Genomic DNA, 14604 nt, shown 5'->3' with positions numbered 1-14604 from the left:
CGCCCGCCCCCCGCCCCCCCCCCCCCCCCCCCCCCCCCCCCCCCCCCCCCCCCCCCCCCCCCCCCCCCCCCCCCCCCCCCCCCGACGGTGGCCTCGACGAGGTCGAGCGCGCCGGCGTTGCCGACGTCGCGCATCTCCGCGTCGGAGAACCCCCACTCGCCCTGCAGGCGGCGGCGGCGCTGCGCGGGCGGCTCCGGCAGCGTCGACCGCAGCTCCTCCACCCACGCCGGGTCCGGCTCGACCGGGACGAGGTCCGGCTCGGGGAAGTACCGGTAGTCCTCCGCGTCGGACTTCTCCCGGCCGGCCGTGGTCAGGCCGGTGTCCTCGTGCCAGTGCCGGGTCTCCTGCACGACCCGCGCGCCCGCGCGCAGGAGAGCCGCGTGCCGGCGCACCTCGTAGCGCACCGCGCGCTCCACCGAGCGCAGGGAGTTGACGTTCTTCGTCTCCGAGCGGGTGCCCAGCGGCGCGTCCGGGGACGGGCGCAGGGACAGGTTGACGTCGCAGCGCAGCGAGCCCTGCTCCATCTTCACGTCCGAGACGTCCAGCGCCCGCAGCAGGTCGCGCAGGGTGGCGACGTAGGCGCGGGCGACGTCCGGCGCCCGGTCCCCCGTGCCGGTCAGCGGCTTGGTGACGATCTCGATGAGGGGGATGCCGGCGCGGTTGTAGTCCACGAGCGAGTACTCGGCGCCGTGGATGCGGCCGGTGGAGCCGCCCACGTGCAGGGACTTGCCGGTGTCCTCCTCCATGTGCGCGCGCTCGATCTCGACGCGGTACGTGAACGCCGGCTTGGAACCGTCCTCGCTGGCGGGCACCTCGACGTCCAGGTGCCCGTCGAAGGCGATGGGCTCGTCGTACTGCGACGTCTGGAAGTTCTTCGGCATGTCCGGGTAGAAGTAGTTCTTCCGGGCGAACCGGCAGCGCTCGGCGATCCGGCAGTTCAGCGCCAGGCCGATGCGCACGGCCGACTCCAGCGCCTTGGCGTTGAGCACCGGCAGCGCGCCGGGCAGGCCGAGGGAGACCGGGTCGACCTGCGTGTTCGGCGCGGCGCCGAACTCCGTGGGCGCGCCGGAGAACATCTTCGTCACGGTCGACAGCTCGACGTGGACCTCCAGGCCCAGCACCGGGTCGAACTGCGCGACGGCCTCGTCGTAGTCGACGAGGTCCAGCTCCTGCGGTGCGGCGCTCACGCCGGCACCCCCTTCCACTCGGGGACCTGCTCGAGCAGCGGCGCGCCCCAGCGCTGCACCAGCCGCGCCTCCACGGCCGCACCGACCCGGTACAGGCGGTCGTCGGCCTGCTGCGGGGCCAGCAGCTGCAGCCCGACGGGCAGGCCGTCGGACAGCCCCGCCGGCAGCGACATGCCGGGGATCCCGGCCAGGTTGGCGGGGATGGTGGCGACGTCGCCGGCGTACATGGCCAGCGGGTCGTCCAGCTTCTCCCCCAGCCGGTACGCGACCGTGGGGGCGGTCGGCGAGACGAGCACGTCGACCTGCCCGAACGCGGCGGCGAAGTCGCGCTGCACGAGCGTGCGGACCTTCTGCGCGCTGCCGTAGTAGGCGTCGTAGTACCCGGCCGAGAGGGCGTAGGTGCCGAGGATGATCCGCCGCTTGGCCTCGTCGCCGAACCCGGCGGCGCGGGTGGCGCGCATGACCTGCTCGGCGGTGACACCGGAACCCTCGGGCGTCACGCGCAGGCCGTAGCGCATGCCGTCGTACTTGGCGAGGTTGCTGGAGGCCTCGCTGGGCAGGATCAGGTAGTACGCGGCCAGCGCGTGCACGATGTTCGGCAGGCTCAGCTCGACGACCTCGGCGCCGGCGGCGCGCAGCTCGTCCAGGGCCTCGCCGAAGCGGGCCAGCACGCCGGGCTCGTACCCCTCGCCGGACAGCTCGTGCACGACGCCGACCCGCACCCCGGTCAGGTCGCCGTCCGCGCCGCGGCGGGCCGCGCCGACGACGTCGGGCGCCGCGGCGGGGATCGACGTGGAGTCGTACGGGTCGTGGCCGGCGATGACCGCGTGCAGCAGGGCGGTGTCGAGCACCGTGCGCGCGCACGGGCCGGCCTGGTCCAGCGAGCTGGCCAGCGCCACGAGGCCGTAGCGGGAGACCCCGCCGTAGGTGGGCTTGACGCCGACGGTGCCGGTGACGGCGGCGGGCTGGCGGATGGAGCCGCCGGTGTCCGAGCCGACCGTCAGCGGCGCCTCGAAGGCGGCGAGCGCCGCGGCCGACCCGCCGCCGGAGCCGCCGGGGATGCGGGTGGGGTCCCACGGGTTGCGGGTGGGCCCGAACGCGGAGTGCTCCGTCGTGGAGCCCATCGCGAACTCGTCCATGTTGGTCTTGCCCAGGACGACGAGCCCGGCGGCGTGCAGCTCGCGCACGACGGTCGCGTCGTAGGGCGGCACCCAGCCCTCGAGCATCCGCGAGCCGCAGGTGGTCGGCATGCCCCGCGTGGTCAGGACGTCCTTGACCCCGACCGGCACTCCGGCCAGGGGACCCAGCTCGGCGCCGCGGGCGCGGTCGGCGTCGACCTCGCGGGCGCGGGCCAGGGCCGAGTCGGCGGCCACGTGCAGGAAGGCGTTGACGCCCCCCTGCTCGGCGGGGTCGACGGCGGCGATGCGGTCCAGGTGGGCGCGCACGACCTCCTCGGAGGACACCACGCGCGCGCGCAGCGCCTCCGAGAGGCGGGCGGCGTCCCAGCGGACGAGCTCGGCGACGCTCACGCGTCCTCCTCGAGGATCTGCGGGACGCGGAAGCGGCCGTCCTCGGCGGCCGGCGCCATGGCCAGCGCCTCCTCGGCGCTCAGGCCGGGGCGGACGACGTCGGGGCGCGTCACGTTGGTCAGGGGCACGGGGTGCGAGGTCGCGGGCACGTCGTCGGTGGCGACCGCGGACACCTGGGCGACGGCGTCCAGGACCGCGCCGAGCTGGCCGGCCAGGCGGTCCAGCTCCTCGTCGCTCATGTCGATGCGCGCCAGGCGCGCGAGGTGCTCGACCTCGGAACGGGTGATGGCTGACACGTCGGCCGAGTCTAGGCGGCACCGGGCGGGGTCGTTCCGCCACCGCCCGGCGTCCCCGGCGGCACGAGCAGCTGGGTGGTGGCGAGCTCGCGGTACAGCGGGGAGGTGACCAGCAGCTCCTCGTGGCGGCCGGTGGCCAGGACGCGGCCGGCGTCGAGGACGACGATCTGGTCGGAGTCCACGACGGTGGACAGCCGGTGGGCGACGACGACGAGGGTGCGCCGGTCCCCGGCGGCGGCCAGGGCGTCGCGCAGCAGGGCCTCGTTGCGGGCGTCGAGGCTCGCGGTGGGCTCGTCGAGGAGCAGCAGGTCGCCGGGCGAGAGCAGCGCGCGGGCGATGGCGAGGCGCTGGCGCTGCCCGCCGGAGAGCAGGACGCCGCCCTCGCCCACCTCGGCGTCCAGGCCGGCGCCGGAGCGGTCGGCGAGCTCGGCGAGACCGACGGCGGCCAGGGCCGCGCGCACGTCGTCGTCGGTGGCGCTGGGCGCGGCGAGCACGAGGTTGTCGCGCAGCGTGCCGGCGAGGACGGGGGCGTCCTGCTCGACGTAGCCGAGGCGGGCGCGCAGCGCGGCGCGGGGCAGGTCGCGCACGTCGACGCCCTCCAGGCGCACGGCGCCGGCGTCGACGTCGGCGAAGCGCTCCACGAGGGACAGCAGGGTGGACTTGCCGGCGCCGGAGGGCCCGACGAGGGCCGTGCGGGTGCCGCGCTCGACACGCAGGCTGGCCCCGCGCAGGGCCGTGGTGCCGCCGGGGTGGGTGAAGGAGACGTCGTCGACCTCCAGCAGCGGCGCGCCGGGCACGGCGGCGGGCACCGACCCCGGCGGCTCCTCCTCCACGGGCAGCCGCAGGACCTCCTGCACGCGGGTCAGGGCGGCCACCCCGGCCTGGACGACCGTCCAGACCTGCACGACGGCGCCGAGCGGCACCACGAGGACGAACAGCAGGAGCAGGAAGCTGACGAGGTCGGCCAGCGGCGTGGCGCCGGAGGCGACGCGGGCCCCGCCGAGGCCCAGGACGGCGAGGAAGGAGCCCTGGAAGGCGATCTGCAGGGCGGGACCCAGCAGGGCGCGGACCCGGGAGGCACGCACCTGCGCGTCGCGGGCGCGGTGCGCGGCGGCGACGACGACCGCCAGCTCGCGGTCGGTGGCGCCGCTGGCGCGGACCGTGCGCAGGGCCGACAGCAGCCGGCCCACCGCGGAGCTCATGGCCCCCACCTCGGTCTGGGTGGCGAGGTTGAGCCGGCCCAGGCGGGAGGAGGCGGCGGCGATGACGCCGACGGCCAGCAGGACCGCGGCGAGGGTGACGCCGAGCAGGACGGCGTCGAGGCGCGCCATGAGCACCACGGCGCCGGCGAAGGTCAGGACGGTGCCCACGAGGTCGAACAGGCCGGAGGTCACCACGGCCGACAGCGCGGTGGTGTCGCTGCCGACCCGGGACAGCAGGTCCCCGGAGGTGCGGGTGTCGCGCGCGCCGATGGTCAGGCGGGCCAGCCGCGAGACCAGCGAGGTGCGCACGCCGAGGACGACGCCCGCCCCCGCGCGCTCCAGCAGGTACTGCCGGACGCCGTCGAGCAGGGCGGCGGTGACGGCGACGGCGACGAGCAGACCGGCGAGCCCGGCGACGGGCCGGGCCTGCCCGACGGCCGCGACGACCTGCCCGACGAGCAGCGGCTGGGCCAGCGCGGCCGCCGCGCCGACGAGGGAGAGGACGACCGCGACGGCGATGCCCGGCCGGTGCGGGCGCAGGTGGGGCAGGAGCAGGCGCGCCGCCGCGCGCAGCGGCAGCACCTCGGGGGTCGTCGCGGGGGGCGTCGGCGGGGCCACCGGCGCAGTCTGGCCCGGCCACCGCGCGTGCGCGTCCGTCGCTCGTCGCAGCTCCCGTCACACGTCCGGCCCCCGTCGGGGGGTGACGTGTCCGAGCTGTGATCCGGACCTGCGTGCAGGGGCCGCGGGCGTGGGTCATCATGTCCCCACACCCGGTGCGGCGACGGTGCCGCACCTGAAGGGAGAACACAGATGACTGTCCTCACGCGCGCGCGCCGGCTCGCGCTCGTCGCCGGCGGCCTCGGGCTCGTGGTCGCCCTGAGCAGCTGCGCCAGCGCCGAGGAGGCCGGCGTCGGCGAGGGCACCGGCGGCGGCACCGACGTCACCGGCAGCGAGATCGACTGCTCGCAGTTCGAGCAGTTCGGCGAGGACCTCGACGGCACGGAGGTGGAGGTCTACACCTCCATCGTCACGCCCGAGGACCAGCCGTTCCTGGACACCTTCCAGCCGTTCACCGAGTGCACCGGCATCACGGTGAACTACAACGGCTCGCGCCAGTTCGAGGCGCAGCTGCCCGTGCGCGTGCAGAGCGGCAACGCGCCCGACATCGCCTTCCTGCCGCAGCCCGGCCTGCTGGCGCAGATGGTCGGCACCGGCCAGGTCGTCGAGCCGCCGCAGGCGGTCTCGGACAACGTCGACGAGCTGTGGAGCGAGGCCTGGCGCGAGTACGGGTCCGTCGACGGGACCTTCTACGCCGCACCGCTGGGCGCCAACACCAAGTCCTTCGTGTGGTACTCGCCCACGGCCTTCGAGGAGGCCGGTTACGAGATCCCCCAGACGTGGGACGAGCTCATCGCCCTCACGGACCAGATGGTCGCCGACAACCCCGACGTCAAGCCGTGGTGCGCCGGCATCGGCTCCGGCGACGCGACCGGCTGGCCGGCGACCGACTGGCTGGAGGACGTCGTCCTGCACGAGCTCGGCCCCGACGTCTACGACCAGTGGATCGCGCACGAGATCCCGTTCAACGACCCGCAGATCGTCGCCGCGCTCGACCGCGTCGGCTCGATCCTGCGCAACCCCGACTACGTCAACGGCGGTTTCGGCGACGTCGCCTCGATCGCCACGACGACCTTCCAGGACGCCGGCGTCCCCATCACGCAGGGCAACTGCTGGCTGCACCGCCAGGCGTCCTTCTACCAGGCCAACTGGCCCGACGGCACGGAGGTCGCCGAGGACGGCGACGTCTTCGCCTTCCCGTTCCCGGAGATCAACAGCGAGGTCGGCCAGGCCGTCGTGGGCGGCGGCGAGTTCGTCGCGGCGTTCGCCGACCGGCCCGAGGTGCAGGCGCTGCAGTACTACCTGTCCACCGCCGAGTGGGCCAACCTCAAGGCCCAGGCGTCCGGGCCCGGCTGGCTGACCGCCAACACGGGCCTCGACGTGGAGAACCTGGTCAGCCCCATCGACCAGCTGGCGGCCGAGCAGCTGCAGGACGAGAACGTCACGTTCCGCTTCGACGCCTCCGACCTCATGCCCGCCGCGGTCGGCTCGGCCGCGGAGTGGCGGGAGCTGACGGCCTGGATCGCCAACGGGCAGGACACGCAGACGACGCTGGACAACATCGAGGCGGCCTGGCCGAACTGACGGCCGGCTGACCCCGCCACCGGGGCCGGGCACCCGCGGGCGCCCGGCCCCGGTGGGCCCCTGCCGTCCCCATCCGCCCCCGCCGGCCACCCCCACCACGCCTCGACGAGGAGGTCCCCTCCGTGGACTGGCTGCTCGACGCCGACAGCACACCCCACAAGCTCGCCCTCATGGTCTTCGCGGTCGTCGCCTTCGCGGCGGTCATGGGCCTGATCCTCTTCGCCGTCGACCGCCCCAAGCGCGTGCCCACCTGGCTCGTCGTCAGCGCCTTCGTCGGCCCCGCCCTGCTGCTCGTGACGGTCGGCCTGGTCTACCCGGCCCTGCGCACCCTGTGGCTGTCGTTCCAGTCCGCCGACGGCAGCGCCTGGGTCGGCCTGGCCAACTACCAGCAGGTCTTCACCACCACCGGCCTGCAGGTCGTCCTGCGCAACACCGTGCTGTGGGTCGTCCTCATCCCCCTCATCGCCACCGGTTTCGGCCTGGTCTACGCCTACCTGGTGGACCGCACGCGGTTCGAGGCGCTGGCCAAGGCCCTGATCTTCCTGCCGATGGCCATCTCCGGCGTCGCGGCCGGCCTCATCTGGCGGTTCGTCTACGAGTACCGCCCCGACCAGCCGGGCATCGAGCAGATCGGCCTGCTCAACCAGCTGCTGGTGTGGCTGGGGCTCGAGCCGTACCAGTTCCTGCTCGGGCAGCCGTGGAACACCCTGTTCCTCATCGTCGTCATGGTGTGGATCAACGCCGGCTTCGCCATGACGGTGCTGTCCGCCTCCATCAAGGCGATCTCGGACGACATCGTCGAGGCCGCCCGGCTCGACGGCGTCAGCGGCTTCCAGATGTTCCGGTCGGTGACCGTGCCGAGCATCCGGCCCGCCCTCGTCGTGGTCCTCACCACCGTGGCGATCAGCACCCTGAAGGCCTTCGACGTCGTCTACGTCATGACCGGCGGGCAGTTCGGCACCGGCGTCGTGGCCAGCGAGTTCTACTCGCAGTCCTTCCGGCAGTTCAACCAGGGCATCGGCGCCGCGCTGGCGGTCCTGCTGTTCGCCCTCGTCGTGCCGATCATCGTCTACAACGTGCGGCAGATGCGCCTGGCGGAGGAGGTCCGGTGAGCGGGCAGACCGAGCAGACCCGGGTGGTCGCGTCCGAGACCGCCCAGATCGACCCGACGGGGCCGCGCAAGCTGACCCGCGCGGAGAAGCGGGCGGTGGAGGCCAAGAACCGGCTCAGCTCGCCGGCGGCCTCCATCATCGCCCTGCTCATCGCGGTGCTGTGGACCGTGCCCACGCTGGGGCTGTTCGTCACCAGCGTGCGCACCCGCAACGACATCCAGGCCGACGGCTGGTGGAACGCGTTCACCCGGCCGCTGTTCACCGGCTTCAACTACACCTCGGCGCTGGAGACGGGGCTCGGCGAGAACTTCGTCAACACCCTCGTCATCACGGTGCCGGCGGTGGTCATCCCCATCACGCTGGCGCTGCTGGCCGCCTACGCGTTCGCGTGGATCCCCTTCCGGGGCCGCGAGCTGCTGTTCGTCGCCGTCTTCGCGCTGCAGGTCGTGCCCATCCAGGTCACGCTCATCCCCCTGCTGTCGCTGTACGTCGACACGGGGATCGCCGGCTCGTTCTGGACGGTGTGGCTCTCGCACGCCATGTTCGGCCTGCCGCTGGCGATCTTCCTGCTGCACAACTTCATGAAGGACATCCCCGCCTCCCTCGTGGAGGCCGCCCGGATGGACGGCGCCGGGCACGTCACCATCTTCTTCAAGGTGCTGATGCCGCTGCTCGTGCCGGCCATCGCGGCGTTCGGGGTGTTCCAGTTCCTGTGGGTGTGGAACGACCTGCTGGTGGCGCTGACCTTCGCCGGCAGCGGCGCGACGCCGCTGACGTCGGCCATCGCCGACCTCGCCGGAACCCGCGGCAACGCCTGGTTCCTGCTCGCACCGGGCGCGTTCCTGGCCATGCTCGTTCCGCTCGTGGTGTTCATCGCCCTGCAGCGCTTCTTCGTGCGCGGCCTGCTCGCCGGGTCCGTCAAGGGCTGACGCCCCGGCCCGCCCCGGGTCGCCCCCGTCGCCTCGCGGTCGTCGTCACCGCGCCGTAGCGTCGGCGCGGTGGCGACGACCGCCGGACGCCCGGGGACCACCGCGACGGGCAGGCGCGCGGCCCGCCGGCTGGAGCTGCTGATGTGCTCCCCGGAGCACTTCACCGTCTCCTACGAGATCAACCCGTGGATGGACGCCGCCACCGACGTCGACACCGGCCGGGCCCTGGCGCAGTGGACGGCGCTGCGCCGCACGTTCGAACGGCTGGGCCACGGCGTGCGGGTGCTGCCCGGCCTGCCGGGGCTGCCCGACATGGTCTACGCCGCCAACGGCGCGCTGGTGGCCGCTCAGGGCTCCGTCGGGGTGCGCTTCGCGCACCCCGAGCGGGCCGGGGAGGCCGAGGCGTACGCGCGCTGGTTGGAGGACGCCGGGCTGGGCCCGGTGCACCGCCCCGAGCACGTCAACGAGGGCGAGGGCGACCTGCTCGTGGTCGGCGAGCACCTGCTGGCCGGGCACGGGTTCCGCACCGAGCTCGCCGCCCACCGCGAGGTGGAGGCCGTCCTGGGCCGGCCGGTGACGTCGCTGCGGCTGGTGGACCCCCGCTTCTACCACCTCGACACCGCCCTGACCGTCCTGGACGACGACCCGGAGCACCCCGACGTCGCCTGGTTCCCCGGAGCGTTCGACGAGGAGTCCCGCGGGGTGCTGGAGACGCTGTTCCCGCGGGGTCTGCGCACCGACGAGGAGACCGCCCGCGTCCTGGGCATGAACGCCGTCAGCGACGGCCGGCACGTCGTGCTGTCCCCCCGCGCTCAGCGCTACGCCGCGCAGCTGGCCGAGCGCGGGTACGAGCCCGTGCCGGTCGACCTGTCGGAGCTGCTGCGCGGCGGTGGCGGCGCCAAGTGCTGCGTGCTCGTGCTGCGCCGCTGAGACCTCACGCCCCCGCGGCGTCCTCCGCCGGCCCGGCGACGGCCTCGGGACCGCCCTCGAGCAGCGCGCGGAACCCGTCCTCGTCGAGGATCCGCACCCCCAGCTGCTCGGCCTTGTCGGCCTTGGAACCGGGAGCCTCGCCGACCACCACGAAGGACGTCTTCTTCGACACCCCGCTGGAGGCCTTGCCCCCGCGCGCCAGGACCGCCTCCTTCGCCTCGTCGCGGGTGAACCCGCTCAGCGAGCCGGTCACCACCACGGTGAGCCCCTCCAGCACGCGCGGGACGGACTCGTCGCGCTCGTCCTCCGTGCGGACCCCGGCCCGGCGCCACTTGTCGACGACGGCGCGGTGCCAGTCGACCTCCAGCCACTCGCGCACCGCTTCGGCGATGGTCGGGCCGACGCCCTCGGCGGCGGCCAGCTCCTCCGGCGAGGCGGCCTCGATCGCCGCGAGCGAGCCGAACCGCCCCGCCAGGGCCCGCGCCGCGGTCGGCCCGACGTGGCGGATCGACAGCGCGACCAGCACCCGCCACAGCGGCTGCGACTTGGCGGCCTCGAGGTTGGCCAGCAGCCGGCGCCCGTTGGCCGACAGGGTGCCGTTCTTGTTGGTGAACAGCGGCACCCGCAGCAGGTCGTCCTCGGTGAGGTCGAACAGGTCGCCCTCGTCGGTGACGACCCCGGCCGCCGGCAGCGCGGTGGCCGCCTCGTAGCCCAGCGCCTCCACGTCGAAGGCGCCGCGGCCGGCGACGTGGAAGATGCGCTCGCGCACCTGGGCGGGGCAACTGCGGGCGTTGGGGCAGCGGATGTCCACGTCGTCGGCGCGCATCCGGCGCAGCGTCGTGCCGCACTCGGGGCACTCGGTGGGGAAGACGAACTCGCGTTCGTCGCCGGTGCGCAGGTCCACGACCGGGCCGACGACCTCGGGGATGACGTCACCGGCCTTGCGGACCACGACGGTGTCGCCGATGAGCACGCCCTTGCGCTTGACCTCGTCGGCGTTGTGCAGCGTCGACAGCTGCACCGTCGAGCCGGCCACCTTGACCGGCTCCAGGAACGCGAACGGGGTGACCCGGCCGGTGCGCCCGACGTTGACGCGGATGTCGTGCAGCTTCGTCGTCACCTCCTCCGGCGGGTACTTGAACGCGATGGCCCAGCGGGGGGCGCGGGAGGTGGCGCCCAGGCGGCGCTGCAGCGGCACCTGGTCGACCTTGACGACGACCCCGTCGATCTCGTGCTCGACGTCGTGGCGGTGCTCGCCGTAGTACCGCACGTACTCGGCGACCTCGGGCAGCGTGTCGACGACGCGGGCGCGCGCGGGCACGGGCAGGCCCCAGCGGCCGAGCTTGTCGTACGCCTCGGACTGGGTGGCGTTCTCCAACCCCCGGCGCGCGCCGATGCCGTGCACGAGGCAGCGCAGCGGGCGCGTCGCGCTGACCCGCGGGTCCTTCTGCCGCAGCGACCCGGCGGCGGCGTTGCGCGGGTTGGCGAAGGGCGGCTTGCCCGCGTCGGCGAGCCGCTCGTTGAGGGCGGCGAAGGCGTCGACGTGGAAGAACACCTCCCCGCGCACCTCCAGCAGCTCGGGCACCGGCAGGTCCGGGACCTCGGCCAGGCGCTGCGGGACGTCGGCGATGGTGCGCACGTTGAGGGTGACGTCCTCCCCCGTGCGCCCGTCGCCGCGGGTGGCCGCCCGCACCAGCAGCCCGTCCTCGTACACGAGGTCCACGGCCAGGCCGTCGATCTTCGGCTCGCACAGGTAGCGGGCGCCCTCGCCGACCTCCTTCTCGACCCTGGCCGCCCACGCGGACAGCTCGTCGGTGGTGAAGGCGTTGTCGAGGCTGAGCATCCGCTCGGGGTGGTCGACGGGCGTGAACTCCGTCGACCACGTGCCGCCGACCGTCTGCGTCGGGGAGTCCGGGGTGCGCAGCTCCGGGTGGCGCTCCTCCAGCTCGCGCAGCTCGCGCTCCAGCGCGTCGTACTGGGCGTCGCTGAGCGGGGAGGCGTCGCGCACGTAGTAGGCGAAGCGGGCGGCCTCGACCTCGCGGACCAGCTCCTGCCAGCGGTGCCGGGCCGCGGGGTCGGGACCCCCCGCCGCCGCGCCCGCCACGTCCCCCGCCACGTCCCCCGCCGTCTCGCTCGTGCTCACGGGGCCATCCTGCCGTTCACCTCCGACACCCGCGCGTGACACGTCGCCGACGCCGCGCCGTCGGCGCGGCTGCCTAGCGTCCGCGCCCATGACGCTCCGCACCCCCGCTGGCCCGTCCGCGGCGCGCGCCGCCGGCTTCGGCGCCGCCGCCGCTCTCGTCGGGCTCGTCACCGGCACCACCCTGGCCACCGCCGCCGGCCAGCCCGCCGGCGAGCCCTCCGGCACGACCGCCCCCGCCCAGTCCGCCCGGCTCGTCGAGCGCCACGTGCTGCCCGCCGACACGTTCGGCGAGCCCGTCCCCAGCGGCGCGGCGGTCGAGGGCGCCAACGGCGTCGAGGTGCCCTTCGACGCCCAGCCCGTCCAGGGGTTCTCCGGGCTGCTGCTGCAGGAGGACGGCACCTGGCTGGCGCTGTCCGACAACGGCTACGGCGCGAAGGCCAACAGCGCGGACTTCCTGCTGGCCGTGCACCGCCTGCAGCCCGCCGACGACGGTTCCGTCGACGTCGTCCCCGGCGGGTTCGGCCTGTCCGACCCGTACCGCCACGTCCCGTGGGACCTCGCGCGCGAGGACCGGCGCCTCACCGGCGCCGACTTCGACCTGGAGAGCTTCCGGCAGGCGCCCGACGGCACCTTCTGGTTCGGCGAGGAGTTCGGCCCGTTCCTGCTGCGCACCGACGCCGCCGGCCGCGTCCTGCAGGCGCCCGTCCCGCTGCCGGGCGTCACCTCGCCCGACTCCCCGCTGCTGGGCGGGGGCGAGCCGACCCTGGGCCGCAGCAAGGGCTTCGAGGGCATGGCGCTGTCCGCCGACGGCCGCTACCTGTTCCCGGTGCTCGAGGGCCCCGTCGCCGGCGACGACCCGCAGGACCTGCGCGTGCTGCGCTACGACACCGTCCAGGGCCGCTACCGCGGCGAGGAGTTCACCTACCGGCTGGAGTCGCCGGCCAACGCCATCGGCGACCTGACGGCCGTCGACGACCACCGGTTCCTCGTCCTCGAGCGCGACAACGGCGAGGGGCCGACGGCGGTGTTCAAGGCGCTGTTCCTCGTGGACACCTCCCGGCGCGACGCCGCCGGGCACCCGCGCAAGGAACTGCTCGTCAACCTCATGGCGGTGCCGGACCCGGACGGGGTCGCCGGGGACGCGCCGTTCGCGACGTTCCCGTTCCAGACCATCGAGGGCGTCGACGTCGCCGGCCCGCACACCGTCGTCGTCAGCAACGACAACAACTACCCGTTCTCGGCCGGGCGCGCCGAGGGCGTGCCGGACGACAACGAGTTCTTCACCATCGAGGTGCAGGCCGACCTGTCCTGACACGCACCCCGGCCCGTGGCGCGTACCCGCCTCAGGCGGTCCGCGCCACGGGCCGGCGCAGCACCGCGAACTCCAGGTCGTCGCGGCGCGGGACCCCGAAGCGCTCGTCGCCGTAGGGGAACGGCCGGCGCTCCCCCGTGGCGCGGAACCCGAGCCGCTCGTACCAGGCGACGAGGTCGGTGCGCTGGGCGATGACGGTCATCTCCAGCGCCCCGGCCCCCCAGCGGCGCACGGCCTCCGCCTCCGCGGCGGCCAGCAGGGCCCGGCCCGTGCCGCGGCCCTGGCGCGAGGGGTCGACGGCGAACATGCCGAAGTAGGCGTCCTGGCCGGCGCGGCGCAGCTCGCAGCACCCGACCGGAGCGGCGTCGTCCCCGGCGTCCGCGGGGTCCAGCGCGAGCAGGACCAGGGCGTCGGGCGCGTCGACGACCGCGGCGACCGCGGCCTCGTCGGTGCGCCGGCCGTCGAGCAGGTCCGCCTCGGTGGTCCAGCCCCCGCGGCTGGCCTCGCCCCGGTAGGCCGACTCCACGAGGGCCACCACGGCGGGCACGTCGTCGTGGCCGGCGGGGCGCACCCGCAGGTCCGGGGCGGGAGGTCGCTCAGTCACCGGAGGACTCCAGCACGGCCGCGGCGACGTCGCGCAACCGTCCCAGCAGCGGGCGGACCGCCGCCGGGGACAGACCGGTCAGGCCACCGGCCGGGGCGACGACCACGTCGGCCAGGTCCGCGGCGGGCAGGCCCACCCGCCGCCAGGGCGCGCGGAGCGCGTCGACGACCTCCGGCACGGGCGGCAGCGCGGCGCGCGCCGGCAGCACTTCCGCCCACAACCGGACCCCGGACTCCACGGTGGCGGCCACCGACTCCCAGCCGGCGTCGCCCAGCCCCGTGACGTCCACGGCGAGCGCGTCGGCGCCGCAGGAGCGGGCCAGCGGCCAGGGCGTCTCCTGCGCCGGCAGCCGCAGGACCGCGCCCGCCCCGGCGGCGCGCACGGCGTCCACCAGCGACGTCAGCACCGCCCGCACCTCCGGCTCCTCGACCGCGCGCAGCGTGCCGTACCCGCTCTGGGTGGGCAGGCGCCCGGCCAGGACGGCCGGCAGCGACGGCTCGTCGAGCTGGACGACGACGTCGGCGCCCGGCACGAGGCGGCGCACGTCGGCCACGTGCGCGGCCACGCCCTCGGCCAGCGACGCCGCGACGTCCCTGCGCGCCCCGGCGTCGGAGACGCTGCGCTCCCCGCGGGCCAGCTCGACGGCCGCCAGCAGCGACCACGGCCCCAGCACCCGCACCACGAGCGGGCCGCGCCAGTCCTGCGCGGCCTCGGCGAGCTCGTCGAGGTCGGCGCGCAGGAAGGATCGGGCGCGCTCCAGGTCGCGGCCCGGGCGGTCCACGAAGCGCCACCCGGCCGGCTGCAGGTCCACGGGCAGCTCCACGAGCAGAGCGGCGGTGCGGCCGGTCGCGTCGGCGCCCGGACCGCGGGCCGGCAGCTGCGGCAGCGCCGGCGCGTGCGGGGCCTCGCCCAGCTCCCCGAGGACAGTGCGCAGCGCCTCGCGGGGGTCGGTGCCGGGCAGGGGGCCGGGGGCGGCGGCCGTCCCCCGCAGCCGGTGGACCGCGGCGGGCCCCTCCTCCGGCGGGGAGTCGGGCGCGTGGTCGGGGCGGTCGGGCACGTCGCCGGACGCTACCCGCGGGTCGGCCGATCGGGGGACCCGGCTCGCACCGCTCGTCCGTCGCCACGGGCGCGCGGGGTGCGAGTGGATGTGATCACCCA

The 14604-nt window shown here is 75.2% G+C and carries 12 protein-coding genes; 5 read left to right on the top strand and 7 right to left on the bottom strand.

The genetic code is table 11. The features are described 5' to 3' along the window. The 4 genes from gatB to ACRYMY_RS12040 all read right to left on the bottom strand — a co-directional run. Nucleotides 1–1187: Asp-tRNA(Asn)/Glu-tRNA(Gln) amidotransferase subunit GatB (gatB, locus tag ACRYMY_RS12055; RefSeq protein WP_432547495.1), on the bottom strand; the 1187-nt coding region annotated here is incomplete at its 3' end. Then, nucleotides 1184–2716 (bottom strand): Asp-tRNA(Asn)/Glu-tRNA(Gln) amidotransferase subunit GatA, encoded by a 1533-nt coding sequence (gene gatA, locus ACRYMY_RS12050; RefSeq protein WP_432547494.1) that lies wholly within the window; start codon nt 2714–2716, stop codon nt 1184–1186. The genes gatA and gatB, both read right to left, overlap by 4 nt. Then, on the bottom strand, nt 2713–3012 hold the full coding sequence (gene gatC / locus ACRYMY_RS12045) for an Asp-tRNA(Asn)/Glu-tRNA(Gln) amidotransferase subunit GatC (protein ID WP_369056088.1): 300 nt from the start codon (nt 3010–3012) through the stop codon (nt 2713–2715). The genes gatA and gatC overlap by 4 nt, the downstream gene beginning before the upstream one ends. An 11-nt stretch (nt 3013–3023) precedes the next feature. Continuing rightward, nucleotides 3024–4832: an ABC transporter ATP-binding protein gene (locus ACRYMY_RS12040; RefSeq protein WP_432547493.1), complete on the bottom strand. Its 1809-nt coding sequence runs from the start codon at nt 4830–4832 to the stop codon at nt 3024–3026. A 192-nt stretch (nt 4833–5024) separates the two neighbouring features. Here ACRYMY_RS12040 and ACRYMY_RS12035 point away from each other — a divergent pair, with 192 nt between their 5' ends. The 4 genes from ACRYMY_RS12035 (at nt 5025) to ddaH (ending at nt 9387) form a co-directional block, all read left to right on the top strand. After that, nucleotides 5025–6416 carry an ABC transporter substrate-binding protein gene (locus ACRYMY_RS12035; RefSeq protein ID WP_432547492.1) on the top strand — a complete coding sequence of 464 codons (1392 nt, stop codon included), beginning with the start codon at nt 5025–5027 and terminating at the stop codon, nt 6414–6416. A 122-nt stretch (nt 6417–6538) separates the two neighbouring features. Next, entirely contained in the window at nt 6539–7528 is a 990-nt protein-coding gene (locus ACRYMY_RS12030; protein WP_432547491.1) for a carbohydrate ABC transporter permease, read from the top strand. Further along, nucleotides 7525–8457 (top strand): carbohydrate ABC transporter permease, encoded by a 933-nt coding sequence (locus ACRYMY_RS12025; protein WP_432547490.1) that lies wholly within the window; start codon nt 7525–7527, stop codon nt 8455–8457. The genes ACRYMY_RS12030 and ACRYMY_RS12025 overlap by 4 nt, the downstream gene beginning before the upstream one ends. 69 nt (nt 8458–8526) lie before the next feature. Then, entirely contained in the window at nt 8527–9387 is an 861-nt protein-coding gene (ddaH, locus tag ACRYMY_RS12020) for a dimethylargininase (RefSeq protein ID WP_432547489.1), read from the top strand. 4 nt (nt 9388–9391) lie between these two features. On the opposite strand, the gene ligA is transcribed toward ddaH, so the two are convergent. Further along, entirely contained in the window at nt 9392–11620 is a 2229-nt protein-coding gene (ligA, locus tag ACRYMY_RS12015; protein ID WP_432547488.1) for an NAD-dependent DNA ligase LigA, read from the bottom strand. On the opposite strand from ligA, the gene ACRYMY_RS12010 reads away from it, so the two are divergent. Next, nucleotides 11619–12842, top strand: a complete 1224-nt coding sequence (locus ACRYMY_RS12010; RefSeq protein ID WP_432547487.1) for an esterase-like activity of phytase family protein — start codon at nt 11619–11621, stop codon at nt 12840–12842. The genes ligA and ACRYMY_RS12010 overlap by 2 nt on opposite strands. 31 nt (nt 12843–12873) lie before the next feature. On the opposite strand, the gene ACRYMY_RS12005 is transcribed toward ACRYMY_RS12010, so the two are convergent. Together ACRYMY_RS12005 and ACRYMY_RS12000 are read right to left on the bottom strand one after the other, a co-directional pair. Continuing rightward, nucleotides 12874–13446: a GNAT family N-acetyltransferase gene (locus tag ACRYMY_RS12005; RefSeq protein ID WP_432547486.1), complete on the bottom strand. Its 573-nt coding sequence runs from the start codon at nt 13444–13446 to the stop codon at nt 12874–12876. Next, complete coding sequence (locus tag ACRYMY_RS12000) at nt 13439–14503, bottom strand: uroporphyrinogen decarboxylase/cobalamine-independent methonine synthase family protein (RefSeq protein ID WP_432547485.1); 1065 nt, start codon at nt 14501–14503, stop codon at nt 13439–13441. The genes ACRYMY_RS12005 and ACRYMY_RS12000 overlap by 8 nt, the downstream gene beginning before the upstream one ends. Nucleotides 14504–14604: the final 101 nt, after the last annotated feature.

The organism is Kineococcus haloalkalitolerans (assembly GCF_050871905.1).
Classification (GTDB): Bacteria; Actinomycetota; Actinomycetes; order Actinomycetales; family Kineococcaceae; genus Kineococcus.
This window is presented reverse-complemented; position numbering and strand designations above follow the sequence as displayed.

Bases quoted from the DNA above. Each gene is read 5' to 3' on its own strand.
- ligA (WP_432547488.1), bottom strand. From the start codon at position 11,620: ATGGGCGCGGACGCTAGGCAGCCGCGCCGACGGCGCGGCGTCGGCGAC.
- ACRYMY_RS12035 (WP_432547492.1), top strand. From the start codon at position 5,025: ATGACTGTCCTCACGCGCGCGCGCCGGCTCGCGCTCGTCGCCGGCGGC.
- ACRYMY_RS12010 (WP_432547487.1), top strand. From the start codon at position 11,619: ATGACGCTCCGCACCCCCGCTGGCCCGTCCGCGGCGCGCGCCGCCGGC.